The organism is Hymenobacter sp. H14-R3 (assembly GCF_030063445.1).
In the GTDB taxonomy this organism is placed as follows: Bacteria; Bacteroidota; Bacteroidia; order Cytophagales; family Hymenobacteraceae; genus Hymenobacter.
In genome coordinates this window covers 35,531-59,140 of record NZ_JASITD010000018.1, presented here as the reverse complement: position 1 = coordinate 59,140, position 23,610 = coordinate 35,531, and the positions used below count along the sequence as shown (strand labels likewise).

At 61.6% G+C, this 23,610-nt stretch carries 19 protein-coding genes; 10 read left to right on the top strand and 9 right to left on the bottom strand.

What is annotated here, in order from left to right:
• Positions 1–1,275, top strand: a complete 1,275-nt coding sequence (locus QMK33_RS16115) for a DUF3570 domain-containing protein (RefSeq protein WP_283565645.1) — start codon at positions 1–3, stop codon at positions 1,273–1,275.
• Between the two features lie 13 nt (positions 1,276–1,288).
• Positions 1,289–2,002, top strand: coding sequence for a VIT1/CCC1 transporter family protein (locus QMK33_RS16110; RefSeq protein WP_283565644.1), 714 nt, complete (start codon positions 1,289–1,291; stop codon positions 2,000–2,002).
• Between the two features lie 110 nt (positions 2,003–2,112).
• Here the strand turns inward: QMK33_RS16110 and QMK33_RS16105 are convergent, their stop codons facing one another.
• The 5 genes from QMK33_RS16105 to QMK33_RS16085 form a co-directional block, all read right to left on the bottom strand.
• Complete coding sequence (locus QMK33_RS16105) at positions 2,113–2,793, bottom strand: type 1 glutamine amidotransferase domain-containing protein (protein WP_283565643.1); 681 nt, start codon at positions 2,791–2,793, stop codon at positions 2,113–2,115.
• A 115-nt stretch (positions 2,794–2,908) separates the two neighbouring features.
• Positions 2,909–3,220, bottom strand: coding sequence for a putative quinol monooxygenase (locus QMK33_RS16100; RefSeq protein WP_283565641.1), 312 nt, complete (start codon positions 3,218–3,220; stop codon positions 2,909–2,911).
• 83 nt (positions 3,221–3,303) lie between these two features.
• Positions 3,304–4,302: an NADP-dependent oxidoreductase gene (locus QMK33_RS16095; RefSeq protein WP_283565640.1), complete on the bottom strand. Its 999-nt coding sequence runs from the start codon at positions 4,300–4,302 to the stop codon at positions 3,304–3,306.
• Positions 4,303–4,425: 123 nt separating this feature from the next.
• Positions 4,426–4,860, bottom strand: a complete 435-nt coding sequence (locus QMK33_RS16090) for an organic hydroperoxide resistance protein (protein ID WP_283565639.1) — start codon at positions 4,858–4,860, stop codon at positions 4,426–4,428.
• A 21-nt stretch (positions 4,861–4,881) separates the two neighbouring features.
• On the bottom strand, positions 4,882–5,334 hold the full coding sequence (locus QMK33_RS16085; protein WP_283565638.1) for a MarR family winged helix-turn-helix transcriptional regulator: 453 nt from the start codon (positions 5,332–5,334) through the stop codon (positions 4,882–4,884).
• 597 nt (positions 5,335–5,931) lie between these two features.
• On the opposite strand from QMK33_RS16085, the gene QMK33_RS16080 reads away from it, so the two are divergent.
• The 3 genes from QMK33_RS16080 (at position 5,932) to QMK33_RS16070 (ending at position 11,755) form a co-directional block, all read left to right on the top strand.
• Complete coding sequence (locus QMK33_RS16080) at positions 5,932–7,014, top strand: efflux RND transporter periplasmic adaptor subunit (protein ID WP_283565637.1); 1,083 nt, start codon at positions 5,932–5,934, stop codon at positions 7,012–7,014.
• 114 nt (positions 7,015–7,128) lie between these two features.
• Positions 7,129–10,326 (top strand): efflux RND transporter permease subunit, encoded by a 3,198-nt coding sequence (locus QMK33_RS16075; protein ID WP_283565636.1) that lies wholly within the window; start codon positions 7,129–7,131, stop codon positions 10,324–10,326.
• The gene (locus QMK33_RS16070; RefSeq protein WP_283565635.1) at positions 10,319–11,755 is read left to right on the top strand and encodes a TolC family protein; all 1,437 of its coding nucleotides are present in this window, start codon (positions 10,319–10,321) and stop codon (positions 11,753–11,755) included. The genes QMK33_RS16075 and QMK33_RS16070 overlap by 8 nt, the downstream gene beginning before the upstream one ends.
• Before the next feature lie 128 nt (positions 11,756–11,883).
• Here the strand turns inward: QMK33_RS16070 and QMK33_RS16065 are convergent, their stop codons facing one another.
• The 3 genes from QMK33_RS16065 to QMK33_RS16055 all read right to left on the bottom strand — a co-directional run bounded on the left by QMK33_RS16065 (position 11,884) and on the right by QMK33_RS16055 (position 15,872).
• Positions 11,884–12,906, bottom strand: coding sequence for a hypothetical protein (locus QMK33_RS16065; RefSeq protein WP_283565634.1), 1,023 nt, complete (start codon positions 12,904–12,906; stop codon positions 11,884–11,886).
• Positions 12,907–12,924: 18 nt separating this feature from the next.
• On the bottom strand, positions 12,925–13,680 hold the full coding sequence (locus QMK33_RS16060) for a YwqG family protein (RefSeq protein ID WP_283565633.1): 756 nt from the start codon (positions 13,678–13,680) through the stop codon (positions 12,925–12,927).
• Positions 13,681–14,036: 356 nt separating this feature from the next.
• The gene (locus QMK33_RS16055; protein ID WP_283565632.1) at positions 14,037–15,872 is read right to left on the bottom strand and encodes an SWIM zinc finger family protein; all 1,836 of its coding nucleotides are present in this window, start codon (positions 15,870–15,872) and stop codon (positions 14,037–14,039) included.
• A 184-nt stretch (positions 15,873–16,056) separates the two neighbouring features.
• Between QMK33_RS16055 and QMK33_RS16050 the strand changes: the two genes are divergently transcribed.
• From QMK33_RS16050 to QMK33_RS16030, 5 genes are all read left to right on the top strand, one after another.
• Entirely contained in the window at positions 16,057–17,001 is a 945-nt protein-coding gene (locus QMK33_RS16050) for an SPFH domain-containing protein (RefSeq protein ID WP_283565631.1), read from the top strand.
• Between the two features lie 313 nt (positions 17,002–17,314).
• Positions 17,315–18,970, top strand: coding sequence for an OmpA family protein (locus QMK33_RS16045; RefSeq protein WP_283565630.1), 1,656 nt, complete (start codon positions 17,315–17,317; stop codon positions 18,968–18,970).
• Positions 18,971–19,146: 176 nt separating this feature from the next.
• Positions 19,147–20,610: an Asp-tRNA(Asn)/Glu-tRNA(Gln) amidotransferase subunit GatB gene (gene gatB / locus QMK33_RS16040; protein WP_283565629.1), complete on the top strand. Its 1,464-nt coding sequence runs from the start codon at positions 19,147–19,149 to the stop codon at positions 20,608–20,610.
• Between the two features lie 36 nt (positions 20,611–20,646).
• On the top strand, positions 20,647–20,889 hold the full coding sequence (locus QMK33_RS16035; protein WP_283565628.1) for a hypothetical protein: 243 nt from the start codon (positions 20,647–20,649) through the stop codon (positions 20,887–20,889).
• Between the two features lie 96 nt (positions 20,890–20,985).
• Complete coding sequence (locus tag QMK33_RS16030; protein WP_283565626.1) at positions 20,986–22,110, top strand: TlpA disulfide reductase family protein; 1,125 nt, start codon at positions 20,986–20,988, stop codon at positions 22,108–22,110.
• 215 nt (positions 22,111–22,325) lie between these two features.
• Here the strand turns inward: QMK33_RS16030 and QMK33_RS16025 are convergent, their stop codons facing one another.
• A complete protein-coding gene (locus QMK33_RS16025; protein WP_283565625.1) occupies positions 22,326–23,519 on the bottom strand; it encodes a carboxypeptidase-like regulatory domain-containing protein in 1,194 nt (397 codons plus the stop codon).
• Positions 23,520–23,610 lie beyond the last annotated feature (91 nt).

Sequence of the window (23,610 nt, the reverse complement as noted above, 5' to 3'; positions counted from 1 at the left end):
GTGAAAAAAATCCTACTCGCCGGCCTGGCCTTTGCGGCCCCACTCGCCGCCCTGGCGCAGGCCACGCCCACGCCCAACCGGCTCGATGGCTCGGGCATTGTGCCCAACGCCTCGCCGCTGCCCCGGCCCGGCAGCTACGGCGAAACGGAGCTCGACATCCTGGGCAGCTACTACCAGCAAAACGGCGACCACTCGGCCGTGGAGGGTGGCATTGGCAGCCAGCACCTGACCGATGTGGCGCCCACTATCCTGCTCAACGTGCCGCTCGACTCCACCACCCGCCTGGCCGCCAACGTGGGCATCGACTACTACGCCTCGGCCTCGTCGGACAAGATTGACCAGGTAATGTCGTCGCCCTCATCGGCCGACGTGCGCTACCACGCCGATTTTGGCCTGGCGCACGTGCTGGCCGACAAGCTTACCACGGTGGGCGCGGGCCTGGGCGTATCAAAAGAGTATGATTACCTGTCGTTTAACCTCGTGGGCTCGTGGGCGCGCACCTCGCGCGATGGCAACCGCCAACTGAGCGTGAGCGGCCAGGCATTTATTGATAAAATTACCCTCATCACGCCCGCCGAGCTGCGGGTGGGCGGCACCAAAAACAAGAAGTACGGCTCCGACAACCGCCAGAGCTTCACGCTCTCCGTGGTGTATGCGCAGGTGCTGAGCAAGCGCCTGCAAGCCTCCGTGAGCATCGAGCCGGTGGCGCAGCGTGGGCTGCTGAGCACGCCGTTTCAACGGGTGTATTTTTTCGATAGCAGCCCCGAGCTGGGCACGCCCGGTGCCCTGGGCACGGCCCTGGCTGAGGTGCTGCCCCGCCTGCGCTATAAGTATCCGGCCAGCCTGCGCCTCACCTACTACGCCACCGACCTGGTGCAGCTACGCGGCTTCTACCGCTTTTATAACGACAACTTCGGCATCCGGGCGCACACCCTGGAGCTGGAAGTGCCGGTGAAAGTGAGCCCGTTTTTCACGCTCTATCCGTTTTACCGCTACCACACCCAAACTTCGGCCGATTACTTTGCGCCCTACCTGGCCCACTCGGTTACGAACGAGTTTTACACCTCCGACTACGACCTCTCGGCCTTTTCGGCCCACAAGGCGGGCCTGGGCCTGCGCTACGCGCCGCTCTACGGGCTGGGCCGCTTCAAAATACCACTTGGCCACGGTGTCACCAAGTTCAAGTCGCTCGACCTGCGCTACGGCTACTACCGCCAGACTACCGGCCTCACGGCCAACGTGGTAAGCTTCGATTTATCTTTCGTAATGCCTTGATTAGCTGAATTTTATGACTCCCATAGTAGAAGCACCCGGCGAGAAGCACCTTACCAGCTCGGCCATGCTGCAAGACATCGTCATTGGCTTGTCCGATGGCCTCACGGTGCCGTTTGCCCTGGCGGCGGGCCTGAGCGGGGCGGTGCAGTCGTCAAGCCTCGTGATTACAGCGGGGCTGGCCGAAGTGGTGGCCGGTTCCATTGCCATGGGCCTGGGCGGCTACCTGGCCGGCCGCACCGAGGTAGACCACTACAGCTCGGAACTGGCCCGCGAGCACGAGGAAGTGCGCACCGTGCCCGACACCGAGCGCCGCGAGGTGCAGGAGCTGCTCATGGAAATGGGCCTCTCCGAAGCTACCGCCACCCAGGCCACCGCCGAGCTGGTGCGCGACCCCGAGCAGTGGGTCAAATTCATGATGAAGTACGAGCTGGGCCTCGAAGAGCCCGACCCTAAGCAGGCCTTCAAAAGCGCCTTCACCATTGCCGGAGCCTACGCCGTGGGCGGCCTCATTCCGCTCAGCGCCTACTTCCTCACGGCCACGCCGCACGAGGGGCTGCTGTGGTCGGGGGCCATTACGCTGGTGTGCCTGCTGGTATTTGGCTTCTTCAAAAGCCGGATGACGGGCCAGGCCCCCGTGCTGGGAGCCATTAAAATGGCCGCCACCGGGGCCGCCGCCGCCGCCGCCGCTTTCTACGTGGCGCGGCTGGTGCAGGGCCACGGCGGGTAGGCGTGGCTAATCTGGCTTCATGCTGTAAAATGGCTTAAAAACGAACCGCCCCGGCGGCCCCCAAAAGAAGGGCTACCGGGGCGGTTCATTTTTGCGAGCTACGCCGCAAGCTACTTGCTCAATTGCTTCAGCATTTCCTGGGCGGCGGGCTCCGACGAGGCGGGGTTTTGGCCCGTGATGAGGTTGCCGGCGGTTACCACGTAGGGCTGCCAGTCGGCGCCTTTCGAGTAGGTGCCACCGTTCTCCTTCAGCATGTCCTCCACCAGGAAGGGCACTACGTTGGTGAGTTGCACGGCCTCTTCCTCGGTGTTGGTGAAGCCGGTTACGGGCTTGCCTTTCACCAGCGGGTCGCCGTTGGGGGCCTTCACGTGGCGCAGCACGCCGGGGGCGTGGCACACTACGGCTACCGGCTTGCCGGCGGCGTAGGCCGTTTCGAGGAGGCTGATGGACTGCTTATCCTCGGCCAAATCCCAGAGGGGGCCGTGGCCGCCGGGGTAGAAGACGGCGTCGAAGTCGGCGGCCTTAATTGTGTCGAGGGTTACGGTGTGGGCCAGGGCCTGCTGGGCAGCGGGGTCCTTCTTAAAGCGCTCGGTAGCGGCGGTTTGGGCGCTGGGCACGTCGCTGGCGGGGTCGAGGGGCGGCTGGCCACCCTTGGGCGAGGCCAGGGTCAGCTCCACGCCGGCATCCTGAAACACGTAGTAGGGGCCGGCAAATTCTTCCAGCCAGAAGCCGGTCTTCTTGCCCGTGGTGCCCAACTCGTCGTGCGAGGTCAAAATCATGGCAATTTTCATAATCTTCTGCTAATAAGGTGAGGGTGGTAGTAAAACGGAGTGGCACTCCGTTTCGGCGCGTTAAAATCCGGCGCGCCCGGAAACGGAGTGCCACTCCGTTGTACAGTTCGTCGCGTTAGCCCAGCAGCGTATAAAACGTAACCGTGCGCTCGGCCAGCAGGGGCACTAGTTTGCCCACTACCAGCTCCTGGTAATGCGCCGAGTCGCGGTGGGCCTCCAGGGCGGCCTGGTCGGCATACTGCTCGTAGAAGAGAAAATGCGCGGGGTCGGCGGGGTCTTGGTGGCCTACGTAGAGCAGGTTGCCGGGCTCGTGCTGGCGCACGGCGGCGGCGGCCTCTATCATAAGCTGGCGCACGGCTTCCTCTTGGCCGGGCAGGGCGCGCCACTCGGCGGCAACGGCAATGATGTTGTTGGTTGCAGAATCCATACAGTAGAAGGGATAGGGGTAGTAAAAAGATAAATGTGGGTGCCAGAGTCCGGTTTGCTGGCGCTGGCTGGCCCGGCCGGGCCTTAGGCCACCTTCACCACAGCTTTGCCCGTATTCTCGCCCGAGAATAAGCCCAGGAACGCGGCCGGGATATTCTCGAAGCCATCGGTAATGGTTTCCTCGCCCTTGAGCTGGCCGGCGGCGTACCACTCGGTGAGCTGCTGCACGCCCTCGGGCCAGCGGCTGAGGTAGTCGCTCACGATGAAGCCCTGCAGCTTGGTGCTGGTTTTGAGCAGCTTGCCCTCGGGGCGCGGGCCGGTGGGGGTTTCGGTGGCGTTGTAGGTCGAAATCTGCCCGCAAAGCGCGATGCGGGCGTGCTTGTTGAGCAGGTCATACACGGCATCGGTGATGGCCCCGCCCACGTTGTCGAAGTAGCAGTCTACGCCGTTGGGCGCGGCGGCGGCCAGCGCCTGGGCAATGTCGGGCGTGGTTTTGTAGTTGATGGCCTCGTCGAAGCCCAGCGCCTTGAGGTGCGCCACCTTCTCATCGGAGCCGGCGGTGCCTACTACGCGGCAGCCTTTGATTTTGGCCAGCTGGCCCACAAGGAGGCCCACCGCGCCAGCCGCACCCGATACTACTACGGTTTCGCCGGCCTGGGGCTGGCAAATGTCGAGCAGCCCGAAGTAAGCCGTGAGGCCGGGCATCCCTAGCAAGCCCAGGAAGAAGCTGGCTGGGGCCTTGTCGGTGGGCACGCGGTTGAGGGTGTTGGCATCGGCCACGCTGAATTCCTGCCAGGGCAGGTTGCCTACCACCACACTACCCACCGGCAGCGCGTCGCTGTGGCTGGTTACCACCTCGGCCACCACGCCGCCCGCAAGGGGCTCGCCCACCTCAAACGGGGCCACGTACGACTTGGCCGCGCTCATGCGACCACGCATGTAGGGGTCAACCGACACGTACAGCGTTTTGAGTAGCACTTGGCTAGCGGCGGGCTCGGGCACCTCGCGGGTTTCGAAGCGGAACTGCGCCGCCGTGGGCACGCCTTGGGGCCGGCTGGCCAGCAGAATGGTGTTGGTTTTCATAGGAATAAGAAAATGCAAAACGGAGTGGTACTTCGTCGCCGCTCGCACGCCGAAACGGAATGCGCCTCCGTTTTACAGGCGGGCAATAAAGAAGAAGTGCCCGGACCTAAGTCCGGGCACTGCCTAGGCGTTGGTCGTGGTAGTGAGGTTCACCTCAATGTTGCCTCTGGTAGCGCGCGAGTAGGGGCAGATGCCGTGGGCGGCTTCTACCAAAGCCTCGGCCTGGGCCTGCTCAAAGCCGGGCAAGTTCACGTGCAGGTCGGCCGATATGCCGTAGCCGCCGTCCTCGGCCTGGCCGAAGCCGATGAACGCCTCTACCGATACGTTCTCCAGCTTCACCTTGGCCTGACGGGCCGCCACGCCCAGCGCACCCTCAAAGCAGGCGGCGTAGCCGGCGGCGAAGAGCTGCTCGGGGTTGGTGGCGCCGGCTTTGCCGGGGCCGCCCATCTCCTTGGGCGTGCTCAGGGTGAGGTCGAGCACGTTGTCGGCGGAGGTAACGTGGCCGTCGCGGCCACCGATGGCCTTGGCCTGGGCGGTAAATACTTTGGTGATTTTCATGTAGTTAGTAAAAATACCCGGCTACGCCAGGTGGGTAAGCATGTGGGTAAGTTGGGTGCGCAGGGCGGCCAGCTCGGGCAGGGTGAGGTGCACCCGGGCTAGCATGGCGGCCGGAATGTGGCTGGCCTGGGCTTCAAGAGCCCGCCCCGCCGGCAGCAGGCCAATGATAACCGAGCGCTCGTCGCGCGGGTCGCGGCGGCGGCTCAGCCACTGCTTTTGCTCCATGCGCTTGAGCAGGGGCGTAAGCGTACCCGAGTCCAGTAGCAGTTTCTCGCCCAAGTCTTTCACCGTCAGCTGCTCATGCTCCCATAATAACAGAAATACGAGGTACTGCGGGTAGGTGAGGCCCAGCGCCAGCAAGTAGGGCTGGTAGGCCTTGGTGAGCTGCCGCGACACGGCATAGAACGGAAAGCAAAGCTGGTTTTCCAGCTTGAGCAAGTCGTTCGGGGCGGTGGGGGTGGGGGTGATATCCATGGCGTTCGACTAGTAAACGGCATTCAGTTGCGTAAGGTTTGATTGTGTACAATTAATTCGGCTATTACTCGAAACTGGCTCACTACTAATTAGTATTAACTATAAGATTAACAAGCAGTTGACTTATTGGTCGCGTACTCAAAAAAGTCGGCGGCTACTCAGCGGAGATTTCTTCATAATTCAGCGGCGGCTTCTTCATAATTCATGTTATTTTAATGTAGGCCAGCTTGTTTTGTATCATCCAGCAGGCCAACGCTCCCTATTCAGCAGCGGCCCATTCCCACGGTTTAGCTCTCCCAGATTTTGATTAATTCCGGCGTTATTGCTGGTTTTCAGTGTCTTAAGCCGCCAGAAAAGCTGATTGCGAAGCATGTAAAAACATCTATTTAGGCTACTCCATCCGAGCGATGGAAATTAGATTTTGGCAGCCACGGCGGTCAATTTGCCTGGCCACCAATTAATTTTTCTAAAACGGGTAAGTTTCTTGCTGCCGGCCTCCCATGCACCGGGAAGGCTGGTAATCAGTATTTAATCCGTTTTTCAACCGGCTATTTTTTCGGAAGTACCAATTCGCTTACCATGGTTTTTACTGCTTTTATGAGAAGGATATTTCTGTTCCTGAGCTTGGGTGCCGTAACCTGCTTCGCCAGCTGCGCGGAGAAAAAAGAGGAAAAGGAAGAGCAAATCAAGTTGCTGACTACCAGCCCGCTGGCTACCGACACCACCATCACCAAAGAGTACGTGGCCCAGATTCACGCCTACCAGCACATCGAGCTGCGGGCCCTGGAAAAAGGCTATTTGCAAAAGATATTTGTCGATGAGGGCCAGGCTGTTACCAAGGGCCAGCCCATGTTTCAGATTACCCCGCTGGTGTACCAGGCCGACTTGCAGAAGTCGCAGGCCGAGGCCAACTACGTGGACATCGAATACAAGAACACCAAGAGCCTGGCCGATAGTAACATCGTGTCGAAGAACGAGTTAGCTCTGTCACGGGCCAAGCTCAACAAGGCCCGGGCCGATGTGTCGCTGGCCCGCACGCACTTGCAGTTCACGTCCATCAACGCGCCGTTTAGCGGCATCATGGACCACTTCCAGGGCCGGCTGGGCAGCGTGGTGAACGAGGGCGACCTGCTCACCACGCTCTCTGATAACAGCAAAATGTGGGTGTACTTCAACGTGCCCGAGGCCGAGTACCTGGCCTACAAGGAGCAGGCCAAGGCCGATAACATCGTGAATGTGCGGCTGCGAATGGCTAACAACGAGGAGTTTAAATACCCCGGCGTGATAAAAACCATTGAGGCCGATTTCAACAACGAAACTGGCAACATCGCCTTCCGGGCCACCTTCCCAAACCCCGACGGGCTGCTGCGCAACGGCGAAACCGGCAGCGTGCTCATGACCGTGCCGCTCAAGCACGCGCTGCTCATTCCGCAGAAGGCCACGTTCGAAATTTTGGAGAAGCGCTACGTGTATGTGGTTGACGCTAAGAACATCGTGCACCAGCGCGAAATCAATATTGCGTCGGAGATGCCCGACCTCTACGTGGTGAAGGACGGTATAACCAGCAGCGACAAAATCCTGCTCGAAGGCCTGCGCAAGGTGAAGGACGGCGATAAAATCAGCTTCACCTACGAAGCGCCCAAAAAGGTGTTCCGGGGCCTGAAAGTGTATTCTGAATAGATTCTTTTAGCTATTAGCCACTAGCTGCTAGCCGTTAGCCTTTTGACAGGCTGGGAGCAGACAGGTGCTGGCTAACGGTTTTTTCTCAGAACAATAGCTAACAGCTAAAAACGTATGTTTAGTAAATTCATTCGTCGGCCAGTGTTCGCCATCGTTATCTCGGTGGTTATCCTCTTTATGGGGATGCTGGCTATCAAGACCTTACCTACCTCGCAGTTCCCCGAGATATCGCCGCCCATGGTGATGGTGAGCTGCGCCTACCCCGGCGCCAGCGCCAAGGTGCTCACCGAATCGGTGCTCATCCCGCTGGAGCAGGCCGTGAACGGCGTGCCGGGCATGAAGTACATGACCTCCGACGCCGTGAGCGCTGGCGAAGCCAACATTCAGATTGTATTTAACCTGGGTACCGACCCCGACCAGGCGGTGGTAAACGTGAACACCCGCATTGCGCAGGTGGTGAACCGCCTGCCGGTGCTGGTGCAGCGCGAGGGCATTATCGTGAACCGCGTGGTGCCTAACATGCTGATGTACGTGAACTTGTATAGCAAGGACAAGCACACCGACATGAAGTACCTGTTCAACTTTGCCGGCGTGAACCTGCTGCCCGAGCTGCAGCGCATCGGCGGCATTGGGCGGGCCACCATCCTGGGTAGCCGGCAGTACGCCATGCGCATCTGGCTAAAGCCCGACCGCATGCGCGCCTACAGCATCTCGGTGGACGACGTGATGAAGTCCTTGGACGAGCAGAGCGTGATTGGCTCGCCGGGCCGCATTGGCCGCTCGGACGGGCAGCGGGCCGAAGCGCTCGAATACGTGCTCACGTATCAGGGCCGCTTCAACGACGTGGAGCAGTATAAGAACGTGATTCTCAAAGCCAACCCCAACGGCGAGATACTACGCCTCAAGGACGTGGCCAACGTGGAGCTGGGCAGCGAGTTCTACGACATCTACTCCAACCTCAACGGCGACCCCTCGGCGGCTATCGTGCTGAAGCAGACCTATGGCAGCAATGCCAAGGACGTGATTAAGGAAGTGAAGGCCAAGCTGGAAGTGATGAAGAAAACGTCCTTCCCGCCCGGCATGGACTACAAAATCAGCTACGACGTGTCGAACTTCCTCGACGCTTCCATCGAAAACGTAATCGACACCCTGCGCGACGCCTTTATTCTGGTGGCGCTGGTGGTATTCATCTTCCTGGGCGACTGGCGCTCGACGCTCATTCCGGCGCTGGCGGTGCCGGTGTCGCTGGTGGGCTCGTTCATGGCGATGCAGCTCTTCGGGCTCACCATCAACATGATAACGCTTTTTGCGCTGGTGCTCTCCATCGGTATTGTGGTCGACGACGCCATTGTGGTGGTGGAGGCCGTGCACGCCAAGATGGAGGAGGAGCACCTTTCGCCCTACAACGCGGTGCGCAAGGTGCTGGGCGAAATCAGCGGGGCCATTATCGCCATCACCATCCTGATGACGGCCGTGTTTATTCCGGTGGCCTTTATGAGCGGGCCGGTGGGTATTTTCTATCGCCAGTTCTCCATTACCATGGCCACGGCCATCGTGATTTCGGGCTTGGTAGCGCTCACACTGACCCCGGTGCTGTGCGCCATGATATTGAAAAACAACCACGGCCACGCCAAGAAAAAGACGCCCATTCAGCGCTTTTTCGACGCCTTCAACCGCGGGTTTGAGAAGCTGACGGGGCACTACACCAACATTCTGGAGCGCATCATCGACCGCCGGCTGGTGACGTTTGCCATGCTGCTGGCCTTCGGGCTGGGCATTTTTGGCATCTCGCAAAAGCTGCCGTCGGGCTTTATTCCGAGCGAGGACCAGGGCCTGATTTACGCCATCATTCAGACGCCGCCCGGCTCGACGCTGGAGCGCACCAACGCCATTGCCCAGCGCCTGTCGGCCCTGGCCAAGGACGTGCCCGGCATCGAGAACATCTCGACCCTGGCCGGCTACGAAGTGCTCACCGAAGGCCGCGGCTCCAACGCCGGCACCTGCCTGATTGACCTCAAGCCCTGGGACGAGCGCAAAAACCAGTCGGTGGCCAAAATCATCGCCGCGCTGGAGGTAAAGGCCCGGGAAATTCCCGGCGCGACCGTCGAGTTCTTCGAGCCCCCGGCAGTGCCGGGCTACGGCGCGGCGGGCGGCTTCCAGCTGCAGCTGCTGGACAAAACCGGCACCGGCGACTACAAGGCGCTGGAAAAAGTGAACGAGGAGTTTATGGCCGCCCTGCGCAAGCGCAAGGAGCTGGCCGGTCTGTTCACCTTCTTCTCGGCTGATTATCCGCAGTACGAGCTCAAGATTGACAACGACCTGGCCATGCAGAAGGGCATCACCATCGGCAATGCCATGAACACGCTCTCCATTATGGTGGGCAGTACCTACGAGCTGGGTTTCATCAAGTACCAGCGCTTCTTTAAGGTGTACGTGCAGGCCTCGCCCGAGTACCGCCGCCTGCCGGAAGACATTCTCAACATGTGGGCCAAGAACGACAAGGGCGAGATGGTACCGTTCTCAGCTTTCATGAAAATTGTGAAGTCGCAGGGCCCCAACGAGATTAACCGCTACAACATGTACACCACCGCCTCCATCCGGGGCGGCGCTGCCGAAGGCTTCAGCAGCGGCGAGGCCCTGAAGGCCGTGCAGGAAGTAGCGGCCAAAACCCTGCCCCGCGGCTACGACATCGACTGGGGCGGCCTCTCGAAAGATGAGGTGGGCCGTGGCAACGAGGCCGTGGTGATTTTCCTGGTGGTGCTGGCCTTCGTGTACTTCGTGCTCGCGGCCCAGTACGAAAGCTTCCTGCTGCCGTTTGCGGTGGTGCTGTCGCTGCCGGCGGGTATTTTCGGCTCGTTCCTGCTGCTCAAAATGCTGGGCCTGGCCAACGACATCTACGCCCAGGTGGGGCTGGTGATGCTGGTGGGCCTGCTGGGTAAAAACGCGGTGCTGATTGTGGAGTTTGCGGTGCAGGAGCACGAGAAAGGCATGTCGGTGCGCGATGCGGCCATTGCGGGTGCCAAAGCCCGTTTCCGCCCCATCCTGATGACCTCGTTTGCCTTTATCGCGGGCCTGATTCCGCTGGTGCTGGCCACCGGCGCGGGCGCCATCGGCAACCGCACCATTGGCACGGCGGCGCTGGGCGGCATGCTGTTCGGCACCGTGTTCGGGGTAATTATCATCCCGGGCCTGTACTACGTGTTCGGCAGCCTGGCCGAGGGCCACAAGCTGATTCAGGACGAAAACGAATACCCCATAAGTGAAGGAGTGGAGCCCCGCGTGGAGCTCAAAGAAATGGAGCCCTATGCTTAAGCAACGCATTTATCAGAGCCTGAGCGCCGCCTGCCTGGCGCTGGCCGTGGCGGGCTGCAAACTGCCCCAGCTGGTGGGCCGCAACGTGAACCGGAGCGTGCCCACCACCTACGCGGGCAGCCCCCAGGATACCCTCAGCACCGCCAAGGTGCGGTGGCAGGAGTTTTTCACCGACCCCAACCTGAAGGCGCTGATTGACAGCGCTTTGCAGCGCAACCAGGAGCTGAACATCACGCAGCAGGAGCTGCAGATAGCCCGCAACGAGATTCAGGCCCGCAAGGGTGAGTATCTGCCCTCGGTGAGCCTGGGCGCCCAGGCGGCCCTCGACCGCGTGAGCCGCTACACCATCCAGGGGGCCACGGAGGACCAGATAAACATTCAGCCCGACCGCCGCACGCCCGACCCGCTGGGCAACCTCCAGCTGGGGGCCTACGCGAGCTGGGAGGTCGATATCTGGCACAAGCTGCGCAACGCCCGCAAGTCGGCCGCCACGCGCTACCTGGCCTCGGTAGAGGGCCGGAACTTCATGGTAACCAACCTGATTTCCGAAATTGCTACCTCGTACTACGAGCTGCTGGCTTTGGATAATCAGCTGGCCATCTTGCAGCAAAATATTGAGATTCAGGCTAATGCCTTGAAAGTAGTGCGCCAGGAGAAGGAAGCCGCCCGGGTAACCGAGCTGGCCGTGAAGCGCTTCGAGGCCCAGATTCAGAATACCACTAGCCAGCAGTACGGCATCCGGCAGCGCATTGTCGAAACTGAAAACCGCATCAATTTCCTGCTGGGCCGCTTTCCGCAGCCCATCGCCCGCAACGATGCCGAGTTCAACGGCCTGGTGCCCAAGCTGATGCAGGCCGGCGTGCCCGCGCAGCTGCTCAGCAACCGGCCCGACATCCGGCAGGCCGAGCAGCAGCTGGTAGCTGCCAAGCTCGACGTGCTGGTGGCCCGCGCCAACTTCTACCCGTCGCTGGGCATTTCGGGCGGGGTGGGGGTGGGGGCGTTCAAGCCCGGCCTGCTGTTTACCACGCCGGGGGCGCTGCTCTACTCGATAGCCGGCGATTTGTCGGCCCCACTCATCAACCGCAACGGCATCAAGGCCCTGTATTCCACGGCCAATGCCTTCCAGCTGCAAGCGGTGTACAACTACGAGAAAACGGTGCTGAACGCTTACCTCGAAGTAGCCAACCAGGTTGCCAACATCGACAACCTGGAGAAAAGCTACGAGGCCAAAGCGCTGGAAGTGCGGGCCCTGAGCCTGTCCATCCGCATCTCCAACAGCCTCTTCAAATCGGTACGGGCCGACTACACCGAGGTGCTCTTCACGCAGCGCGACGCGCTGAACGCCCGCTTCGACCTTACCGAAAACAAGATGAAGCAGCTCAACGCCACGGTAAGCATGTACCGGGCCCTGGGCGGCGGCTGGAACTAGCCTGCGCATTGCTTCTTTTGCACAAAACCCCGCCTGGCGACTGCCAGGCGGGGTTTTTTACGTAGTGCCCCGAGGGAAAATGGTCCGACCCGCTTATGGCCCAGGCTAAAAGGCCAAGTAGCTGACCATTAGCGGGGCCCCTTAAGCTGCAAATACAGCAGGGTCGTTTGGTACGGCCGGCTGGGCGTGTACTTGTCGTTGATGACGAAATAGCCACCCTGGTAAGCGGCGATACCCTCCCAGTTATAGCCCCGGTATTTTTCGGGAAATTCCCACAGCGACTGCCAGGTCAACTTATTGTCTTTGAGCTCGATAGTAAGCAGGCGGGAGTAATTTTTGTAGCCGCCCTGGTCCAGGATGAGCTTCGCGTTGGGCAAGTCGCTGGCAGGCAGGCGGTAAATGGCATCGCCGCCCTCACCCTTGAAAAAGTAGTTGAGGGCTGTGTAGCGGCCCGGGCCCACCGCCGTGATATCGGTGATGCGGAAGGGTAGCCGCGCCAACGGCAGCTTGCCGGGCGCGCTGGCGCTGGATAAGTGGCTGGCGGCTAAGTCAAAAACGTAGTTCTGGCCCGGGAAGCTGTTGTATTCAAAAAAGGCCAGCACGTGCTTATTTGCCTCGGCCAGCGCCTCGAAGCCGGCGTTGTAGATGTGGCTGCCATCGGCCGCCAGGGGCTTGGCCAGGGGCAGCAGAAAGGTGGTGTCGAGCACCACGGCGTCGGCGCGCAGCTGGCCCTTAAGCAGGTAGCAGGTGGGCGAGGGGGTGTCGGTTTCGACGGACAGGTACAGCACGTCCTGCACCAGCAGCATGGCCTCCAGGCCTTCATAGCGCTGCCCGGCGGCGGCCATGCGGGCGCGCAGCGCGGGCAGGCCCGTGATGGGCAGCGGTTGGTAGGGCAGCACGTAGGTGGTATCGGCAAGCTGGCGGCCGAGGTCGGCGAGGCGCACGGTGTAGAGCTTGGCCTCGGCCTTGTCCTGAAGCCGGCTCTCCGACAGCAGAAACAGCTTGTCGGCGCTGGTAGCGAGGCCCGAAAACTGGTTGTCGTAGTAGGCCAGCTCCTTGGGAAGCCGCAGGTTGTGCACCGTGAATTGTGGCTGTTGCGCCCGGGCGGGCAGCAGGCCCCCGCAACAAAGCAGGGTTAGTAAGTATTTCATTAGTATGTAGTTGGGCGGCTAGCAGCAGTCCCAGTAAAAGTAAGCCTGGTCAAACCGCCGCTCTTGCAGCGCGGTTGGGTTGATAAAGAGGTGCGCCAGGCCGCTGTCGCCAAACATGATTTCGTCGTCCGAATCAAGCTGTAGCAGCTGCACATCGTTGGCCCGCGAGGTGGTTGCATCGCGGGGGTCGCCCTGCGTAAAGTAGGCGTAGCCGCCTACTTTGTGTCCTACATTATAGCAGCAGCGGTCTAGCGCTTCCTCCTGTTCCTTGGGTAAGGTTTTCAGGTATTCGTAGTAGTCTTTGCCCCCAAAATCTGGTTGAAAGCGGCAGTCCTCGGCTCCTCCGTATTCAGTGGCCAGGCTGAAGCTGAGCGTATGCTCCGCGCTAATTGGAGAGTCGGCGTAGAGGTCGGGGGGCAGGAAATTGAAGTCGGTCTGGGCCTCGGCGCTGGTATCGGGGTGAAACAGCACGCTGTAGTCGTCCATGTCATACCATTGGGTGGGCGACACAAACAGCTGCAAAATGCCCGCCGTGGGGTAGGGTGGTAGCGCGGGGGCCTCAGCAAAGTTGAGCTGCGCCAGCAAAATCATGGGCTGGCCCAGCTCATCGTGGGGGTAGGGCGTGCCCACTGGCAAATAAGGCTGGCCCAGCAGCTTGCTTTGGGTGAGAGCCGTGGGCGCGCCCGCTCCGAGCGGCGTGGCCACCAGCTTCAGGTAATCGAGCTTGTATTGTTCGAGCTGCGGCCGAAACTCGCCAAGAAAATCTGGCAACATGGGGGGAGATGGTAGGGTGAAAAAGACCCGGCGAAAGTACACCGGGGCCGGTGAGCAGTGCCACCTGGCCGCCGCCGCGCGCTAATCAGCTGAGGCTGCCCCGGCCGACCGGCTTTTTCAGCCGGCCGACCAGTTGACTCTGTTAAGCGTAGAAAGGATAAGTGGCGTATTTTATTTAACTATCTAATTGATAGATATTTAACTCTTTTGAGCGTGTCAACGACAATCGATTTGTTCCATATAACTATCTAGTTGATAGATAGTTGACGCTATTAAGTGTGTCAGCGGTAACCGATTGAGTCTGCTTAAATGTGTCAACGACAACCGGTCGGCCGGCTCGCGCCGGCGGACCGGGGCTAGCTGGGCTTGCGGCCGCTTTTCTTTTTGGCTACTGGCACGTCTGGCTCCGCGGCCGCCAGCAGGCCCTCGGCCCGCAGCACATCGCGCAGGCCGTGCAGGGTCGGAAACTCCGTGCGCAGCTCCTGGGCCAGGCGCAGCACGGGCTCGGTGAGGCGGGGGGCGGTGCCACGCATCGTCACGAGCCAGCGGCCAATGCGCTCGTAGAGAAAGGCCCCGCGCTTGGCTTGGGCGCGGCCATTCAAATAAGCCGGCAGGCGGGTTTCCAGCTCCAGCATCAGGGGCATAGGGTCGGTGGTGGCCAGGCGCACCATCGCAATTTCGATGTGGTAGGGCGGGCTTACGCTCAGCCACTCTAGGCCCAGCACAAAGCTGCGCAGCCCGGCCACATCGTGGGTGCGGGCCAGCAGCTCGGCGGCAAAGGACACGCTGCCGCGCCGGGCCTGGGCGGTGGCCACGGCTTCGTGCACAAAGGCGGCCGTTTCGGCCTCGGTCAGCAGCGGGCGCAGCGCGTCGAAATCGGCGAGGCTGTGGTTGGCCAGGGCGCGGTAGCGCAGGGCGGCCCGGGTGAGGTCGGGGGCCTGGCCGGCGGCGAAAGTGCGTAGGGTGTAGTCGGCAAACTGGTCGGGCCAGGTGGCGAAGGCCGCGGCGGCGGTGCGCAGCTGGGCGGGCAGGTCGGCCTGGCTGGTGTAGTAGTGCAGCAGCTGCTGGGCCACGGCGGCGTCGGTGCGCAGCAGAGTCTCGGCGGTGGCGGCCCAGGTGGCATCGTCGGCCAGGGTTTGGGCGGCTTGCAGGCGCAGGCGGGTTTTGGCGGCGGGGCTAAGGGCCGGGGCGGCCAGCAGCGGGGCCAGCTGGGGGGCGGCGGTGGCATCGGCGGCCAGGGCCACCAGCAGCGGCTGCCAGCTGGCTTCGAAGCCCGGCCAGCGGGCGGGCGGATTGGCCAGGTGCTGGCCCAGCCAGGCCAGGGCGGCCGGCAGCTCGGTGGGTGGCAGCACGGCCGTGAGCAGCGCGCCGGGCCAGCCGTCGGCCGCCAGCACGCCGTGCCACTGGTGCAGGGCATCCTCGCCGTAGTCATTAAACAAGCTATAGTCGTCGCTGGCCGGCTCCTCTACCTGGTAAATGGCCGCGCAGGCCGTGGCCCAGTAGCGCAGGGCCAGCGTGAGCTGCCCGCCCCGCGCCAGCCGCAGCAGCTCGGTGCCGAACGGAACCAGGGTTTCGCGCAGCAATTCCTCGGCCGCTTCCTGCAAGCCATCGCCCTCGTCGTCTTCGTAGTAGGAGGCGCTGTTCTCCCACATGTCCTCGTCAAAGTCCAGCGTCAGGAGCGTGTCGGTGAGGCGTGCAGGCAGGTCGGCGAGCAGGCTGGCGGGGGCAACCGGGGCCGCTAATACGGGCTGGCCAAAGGCCAGGAACTGCCGGGCCAGGTCCTCGTTCTTGGCCAGGGCCTGCTTGAGAAAGCGCAGCCGGTCGCCCTTTTTGCGGTCGGCCCAGGCCGTTTGCACCGCTAGTGCCAGGGCATTGCCAGCCAGGGTGGCCGTTGTAGGTTGGGTAGGCGCAGGGCTGGGCTGGCCCACGTCGTAGGCTTCCAGCACGGCCAGGCCCAGCGCCACCTTGTGCTTGCAGATGCCGTCGAAATCGTACGGGCAGGTGCAGCTAAACGCGGGCCCGGCTGGCTCCAGGCGCAGCTCCACGCGGTAGGGGCGGCTGCCCCGCACGGTAGCCTGAAAGTTATTACCCTCGCGGCGCAGCTTCTGCACCTCACCATTGTGGTAGTAGCTTTCGCCCCGCTCGAAGCTGGTGGCATTGGCGAGGCGGCGCAGGGTGCGGTGGGTGAGCATGGGCGGCGAAGCGGTTGGGCATTTAATAAAGGGAGCGACAAAAATAGTGGTCCGGCCGGCCGGCCCCTGTAATGCCCGGCCGGCCCCGGCGATATACTCTTCCAGTACTGTCGTTCCAGCCCGTACCTTACCGGCCGGTTCAGCTTTACTTCACCTTCTTTGGGGCGCCAAACGCCTGTTTCTCATGAGCTATTCGCTGATTTTATTCGGCCTTGCGCTACTCACCCTCTTTCTCAGCTACGTCATTGTGCCGCAGGGTACGGTGGCGGTAGTCACGGTTTTTGGCAAATACCGGCGCATTATGATGCCGGGCCTCAACTTCAAGCTGCCCTTCATCGAGAACGTGTACAAGCGCATCTCCATCCAGAGCCGCTCACTAGAGCTGGAGTTTCAAGCCATTACCATCGACCAGGCCAACGTTAACTTTAAGGCCATGCTGGTGTACGCCGTGTTCGACCAGAGCGAGGAGGCCATCAAGCGCGTGGCCTTCAAGTTTGTGGACGAGCGCAGCCTCATGCAGGCGCTCATTCGCACCGTGGAGGGCAGCATCCGGGCCTTCGTGGCCACCCAGCGCCAGGCGGCGGTGCTGAGCCTGCGCGGCGAGATTGTGCTGCACGTGAAGGACCAGCTCGACGAAACCCTCGAAAGCTGGGGCTACCACCTCATCGACTTGCAGCTCAACGACATAGCTTTTGACGAGGAGATTATGCGCTCGATGGCTAAAGTAGTGGCTAGCAGCAACTTAAAGGCAGCTGCCGAAAACGAGGGCCAGGCCCTGCTCATCACCAAAACCAAGGCCGCCGAAGCCGAAGGCAACGCCATCAAAATATCGGCCGAGGCCGAGAAAATTGCCGCCCAGCTGCGCGGCCAGGGCGTGGCGCTGTTCCGCGAGGAAGTCACGAAGGGCATGGCCCACGCCGTGCAGGAGCTAGCCGATAACAACCTGGACCCCAGCTTAGTATATTTCTCCATGTGGACGGAGGCCATCAAGCACTTTGCCGAGCAGGGCAAGGGCAACGTCATCTTTCTCGACGGCTCGAACGAAGGCCTCGAAAAAAGCCTGCGTAACATGACGGCCTTGCAGCATATTGACCGCCCGGCCGCTGGCCAGGCTCCAATGGCGCGTTAAGAAATTGTTGCTATCGGAGGCCATGGGCTTAAACAGAAGAGGAACAAGGCCGCGCGCGTATCTTTGAGGGCGAAATAAAACAGGCTGTTTCGCAGGAAGCGGCCTGTTTTATTTCGCCCTCGCTTCTTTCCCGCGCCGCGCTGCTTAAGCTGTGCGTGCTGCCACTGCCCGCCGGGTAGCCCACCGGCCCGGCCACTCCTTGTCCACGAGCCCTTGCTTTTCGTAGAGGCAGGCGCTGCTGGCGGCGGCCGATTTTTCAACCGATTATTCCTCCGGGACTGACCAACTCCCGGCTTTCACTTTTCCTTCTTATATGAAGCACCTCCTATTCAAAACCGCGCTGCTGAGCGGGGCTGCCGTGCTGGCCGCCGCGCCGCGCAGTCAAGCCCAAAACTCCGACCGCAAGTGGGGCGTGAGCGGCTACGCCACTACGCTGCAATACCGGGGCGACCTGGGCAGCAGCTTCTGGAACGCCCATAACCTCACCTACGGCGGCGGCCTCACCCTGAGCCGCTACGTTACCAAGGGCATCGACATCAACCTGTCGGCCAATCAGAGCACCCTGCGCTACCCCGGCGAGTCTGGCACGTTCACCAACACTGGCGTAAGCGCCACGTCGGGCCGCCGCTTCTACGCCAACATCAGCACGTTTGGCCTGGGCTTCAAGTTCAAGCTCAACAACGGTTGGGCGCTAAAGGAAGATGCTGTTATTCAGCCTTATATCCTGTTGCAGCCGGGCTACGCGTATATCTATACCACGCGCTACGCCAACAACTCCAACGCCAACAGCAACGCCTCCAACTACGGCTCGTTTGATGGCCAGGCCGCGCTGGGCCTCACGTTCCGCATCACGCCGGGCTTCAGCATGTTTGCCCAGGCTGGCCAGCACTTCCTCGACCGCGACGACGACCGCCTCGACGGCGTGAGCAACAGCGGTACTATCTTTTGGGATAAGTACGACCGCTACATGCAGTTCTCGGCGGGCCTCACCGCCAACTTTGGCAAGGCCAAAGACACTGACGGCGACGGCGTGCCCGACCGCAAGGATAAGTGCCCCGACACGCCCGCCGGCGTGAAAGTGGACGAAGTAGGCTGCCCGCTCGACACCGACGGTGACGGCGTAGCCGACTACCTCGACAAGTGCCCCGACGTGAAAGGCCTCGCGGCCCTGCAAGGCTGCCCCGACAGCGATGGCGACGGTGTAGCCGATGCCGACGACAAATGCCCCAACACGCCCGCTGGTGTGAAAGTGGACGCCTCGGGCTGCCCGCTCGACGCCGACGGTGATGGCGTAGCTGACTACCTAGACAAGTGCCCCAACACCCCCGCTGGTGTGAAAGTGGACGCCAATGGCTGCCCGCTCGACCGCGACGGCGACGGGGTGCCCGACTACGAGGACCGCTGCCCCGACCGCGCCGGCCCCGCCAGCAACAAAGGCTGCCCCGAGATTAAGGCCGAAACCAAGAAGATTCTCCAGGAGGCCACGAAGTACATCAACTTCGACTTCAACAAGGCTACCCTGAAGCCCACTTCTTACTCCAAGCTGGAGCAAATGGTGCAGATTATGAACGAGTACCCCGACTACTCGCTCAGCATTGCTGGCCACACCGACAGCAAGGGTGCTGACGACTACAACCTGCGCTTGAGCTACGAGCGCGCCGCTTCGGCCCGGGCCTACATGCTCAGCAAAGGCATCCCCGCCGACCGCATTGAGGCCCGTGGCTACGGCGAAACCAAGCCGATTGCCGACAACGCCAAGGCCGCCGGCCAGGCCCTGAACCGCCGCGTGGACTTCGACCCTTACCTCACCGGCGAAACCAACGCCGCCGAAGTGAAGTACGGTGCCGCCCCCACCATTTCGGAAGTGAAGGCCGAAGGCAAGAAGCTGCCCGGCAAGAAAACGACTGGTACTGGTGCCCCCCGCAGCCGCAAGGCTCCGGTGAAAAAGGCGCCTGCCAAGCGCAAGTAATTTGGCCGAAACGCTGAATGCCGATTGAAAAAGCGGCCCGCTCTTACCGAGCGGGCCGCTTTTTTTGTGTCCTAGAAAGTGGCCGTGGCCTGATTCGCAAACCACGGCGCACCGAATCGGCTTTAACTTGCAGCCCGGTTGCGACGACAACGGTCGCGGCCGCCAACTTTGCTCTTATGGACGACGCTCTCCTTGCCAGCTACCAGCCCGTTATTGGGCTCGAAGTACACGCGCAGCTGCTGACGCACAGCAAAATGTATTCTTCCGATGAGAATGAGTACGGCTCGCTGCCCAATACCAACCTCTCGGTAATTACCCTGGGCCACCCCGGCACGCTGCCCCGCGTGAACCGCACGGCCGTAGACTTTGCCCTTAAAATGGGCCTGGCCACTAACTGCCAGATTCAGCGCGAAAACCTGTTTGCGCGCAAAAACTACTTTTACCCCGACCTGCCCAAGGGCTACCAGATTACCCAGGACAAAACGCCCATCTGCTACGGCGGCCACGTCGATATCCGGCTGGCTGATGGCAGCACGCGCCGCATCGGCATCACCCGCATTCACCTGGAGGAGGACGCGGGCAAGAGCATGCACCTGGCCGGCGAAACCGAAACCCTCGTGGACCTCAACCGCGCCGGCGTGCCGCTCATCGAAATCGTGAGCGAGCCCGATATCCGCACCGAGGAGGAAGCCTACGCTTACCTGGTCGAAATCAAGAAATTGGTGGAGTACCTGGGCATTTGCGACGGCAACATGGAGGAAGGCTCCCTGCGCTGCGACGCCAACGTGAGCGTGATGAAAAAGGGCGCTACTCAGTATGGTACCAAGGTGGAGGTCAAGAACATGAACTCCTTCCGCAACGTGCAGCGCGCCATCGAGCACGAGGTAGTGCGCCAGATTCAAATTCTGGAAAATGGGAGTGAAGTGGATTCCGAAACCCGGGGCTTCGATGCGGCCAGCGGCACCACCAACGGCCAGCGCTCGAAGGAAACCCTCAACGACTACCGCTATTTCCCCGAGCCCGACCTGCCGCCGCTCCTCATCGACGATGCCTGGCTGCACCGCGTGCAGGCCGAGCTGCCGGCCCTGCCGCAGCAGCTCTACGCCCGCTTCACCGGCGAGCTGGGCCTGAGCGACTACGACGCCAACGTGCTCATCGACCAGAAGGAAGTGGCCCAATACTTCGACGACCTGGCCCGCCTGCTGCCCCCGGCCAGCGCCAAGGCCGCCGCCAACTGGATAATGGGCCCCATAAAGTCGTACCTCAACGAGCGGGCCCTGGAAATCAATGATTTCCCGCTCGACCCTGGCCAGCTGGCCGGCATTATCGAGCTTATTGAGGCCGATAAAATCAACTACTCGGTGGCCAGCAAGCAGCTGTTCCCCTACCTGCTGGAGCACCCGCAAGCCAACGCCACCGGCGCGGCCGACGAGCTGGGCCTGCTCACCAAGGCCGACGCCGGCGAGCTGGAGGCGCTGGTGCAGCAAGTGCTGGCCGCCAACCCCGCCAAAGTAGCCGAGTACCGCGCCGGCAAAAAGTCGCTCACCGGCATGTTCATGGGCGAGCTGATGAAGCTCACTGGTGGCAAGGCCGACCCCAAGCTGGCCAACCAATTACTGCGCAAGGGCCTCGACGGCTAATATTGATGGCTTAAACCTGTTCCTAAGTCAGTCGGGATGAAGCTCTGGCAAATAGCAAGTTGTGCAGCAGCGCTCAGCCTGGCCACCGATTTTGCACCCCAAGCCCAGCATGTGGGCGCAGGCTACGAAATCAGCGGTCAGGATGCCTGGCTGGCTGGGCAAATAAGCTGTCTGCTGGCGGCTGGCTGGCCCGTGCACAGCCAGCCCTGGCCCATGCTCAGCCCGGTGCAGGCTGGTGCCATGGGCCCCTCTGTGCGCTGGGGCCGGGTGCGGCGCTAGCGGCTCCGGCCGGAACCTGTTGGCCCGTTTTTAGCTTTACCGGGCAACCTGGCCCCGGCTGGCTCTGTCCTTCTTCTTTCATCCATGACCTCTTTTATGAAACCTTCCCTCGTTGCTATTGCGCTGCTGGGCCTCACCAATGCCTGCCAAAACGCCAGTGCTGCTGAGGGTTACGAAATAAATGGCCAGCTGCGCAACCTGCCGGCCGGCACCACGCTCCACCTCTCAGAACTCACCAGCAGCCAGTTTGTGGAGCGCGGTACGGCCAAAACCGATGCCCAGGGCAAGTTCACGTTTAAGGGTACGCTGCCCGTGGCGGCGGCCGTGTACCAGCTCAAGGTCGATGAGCCCAACCAGGTGCTGCTGGTGCTCGATAATAACACCCACCTCACCCTCTCGGGCGATGCCAAGAGCCTGCCCAACAGCTACTCGGTGAAGGGTTCGAAAGACTCAGAGGTTATCCAGCAGCTCACGCGCACCATGAACGCCAGCCGCGCCCAGATGGAGCGCCTGGGCCAACGCTACAACGCCGCCGGCGCGGCCGGTAAAAAGGATTCGCTGGCCATTATCGAGCAGAAATACAATGTGTTGCAGCGCGCCACGGCCAGCCGGGCCAAGGCTGTTATCCGGCGCAACGCCAACTCGGTGGCGGCAGGCTTCGCCACGCTCAGCTTCGTAAACCCCGACGATGACTTCGCCTTCGCCGATTCCATCGCTGGCATTCAGCGCAAGGCGCAGCCCAACTCGCCCTTCACCCAGGCCCTGAGCGAGCGCCTGGAGCCGCTGCGGGCCACGGCCATCGGCACGGCCGCGCCCGACATCAGCATGGCTACGCCCGACGGCAAAATGCTGTCGCTCAAGAGTACGCGTGGCAAGTACGTGCTCGTCGATTTCTGGGCCAGCTGGTGCGGCCCCTGCCGCCAGGAAAACCCGAACGTAGTAAAAGCCTACAACCAATTCAAGGCTAAAGGCAAGGGTTTCACGGTGTTCAGCGTGTCGCTGGACGATGATAAGGACCGCTGGACCAAAGCCATCGCCACCGACGGCCTGCTGTGGCCCAACCACGTATCTGACCTCAAGAAGTGGAGCAACGCCGCCGCCGCCGCCTACGGCGTGCAGGCCATCCCGCAGTCGTTCCTGCTGGACCCCAACGGCAAAATCATCGCCAAAAACCTGCGCGGCCCCGCCCTGGAAGCTAAGCTAGCCGAGGTGCTGAAGTAGGGATTAGCGTACAATAATTGAAAAGACCCTGCTGATTTCTATCGGCAGGGTCTTTTCAATTATTGTACATTTGAACTAAGGGCAGAACTCGAACCTGCGGCGGAGCCGCTAAATGCTTCCTTCGGCGTGTTTGCACACGACGGCAATCACCACTCTGCCATCTCAGTTACTGATTCAAAGATAAACTTGTCAGCTTAGAGCTGGCGTTAAAAGGCCTATTCGATGGGCGGCGGCTGGTAATCCAGAGGCAGCAGGTCGCCCATTTGCAGGAAGCCCCAGTAGCCTTCGTTGAGCAGCGCCAGAGGGTCGGCAGGTGTGCCGAGAGTATCTATTTCAGCCTCAATGCCTTGGGTGAGGTGCAGCAATGATGCCTGCTCGCGCCCCGGCGTGAGCGTGAGGCTAAGCTGGTGGTAGTTGGCATCGGGTTTGGCCCGCAGGTAGGTTATAGCCAACAGATTGGGGAAGCGCAGCCATACCCGTCCGGCGGCGGCCCGGCGGTAGGCAGCGGGCGGCAGCAGCGGCGCAAACAGGTAGTTGAGCACGCGCGGCTCTTGCAGCGCCTGCCAGACGGAATCGGGCAGGCTGGCCTGGCCCCGCAACTGCCCCGTAGCCAGCGCGAGGCGGCGCACGCTGTCGGCCCGGGCCCAGCGGCGGTTGGGCACGCGCCGCAGGCGCTGCACTTCGAAGCCCGCCGCCGCCACCTGGTTGGCATGTACGCTGCGCAAAAAGTGTAGCAGCGAGCCCGCGTAGGCGCGCTGCCGGTTGGCAGCCCAGCGCCGCTGCCGGGCGGCCCCGCCCGGCAGCTCCCGAAAGGCGAGGTGGCTGAGCGAGGTCACGGTCATCTCCTGGCTGGCAAAATTGGCTTGGAAGTCGAGGTCGTAGAAGGTGAGGCGGTAGCCCAGCGCAGGGTTGTCTACTTCGAGGGCGTGGGACGCACTGGCCATGAGCACGTTGCGCTCAGGGTCGTAGTCGATTTGCACGGCGTCGGGGTTGCGCACCCGGCACTGCTTGGCCAGGGTAGACGTGCCCAAAAACAGCTCCAGAAAGCGCTGGTAGTCGGCGGCCCGGTGCGGGTTGGGCCGCACTACCACCTCGGCCAGCTGCTGGGCGGCGGGCGGCAGCGCCACGTCAAACACACCGGTTTGCTCGGCCACCGTAATGGCCCGCTGCCGAAGCTGGTAACCTAAGTAAGTGGCTGTCAGCTCATAGTGCCCCGCCGGCACGCCCGCCAGCGCGTAGTGGCCCTGCGCATCGGTAGTAGCCCCGCGCGTGGTATTGGCCAGAAACACGCTGGCAAACGGCAGCGGCCGGCGCGTGAGCGAGTCGCGCACCGTGCCGCCGACGGTAACCTGCGCCACCGCGGATAGTGCGCACAGCAGCTGTAAGAAGAGGATTCGGAGAAGAAGCACGGCGCAAACATACGAAAATCCCGTAGTAGTACGAATAATTCGTACTACTACGGGATTTTCGTATGTTTGCGCCGGCCGTAATCAGCCAGGC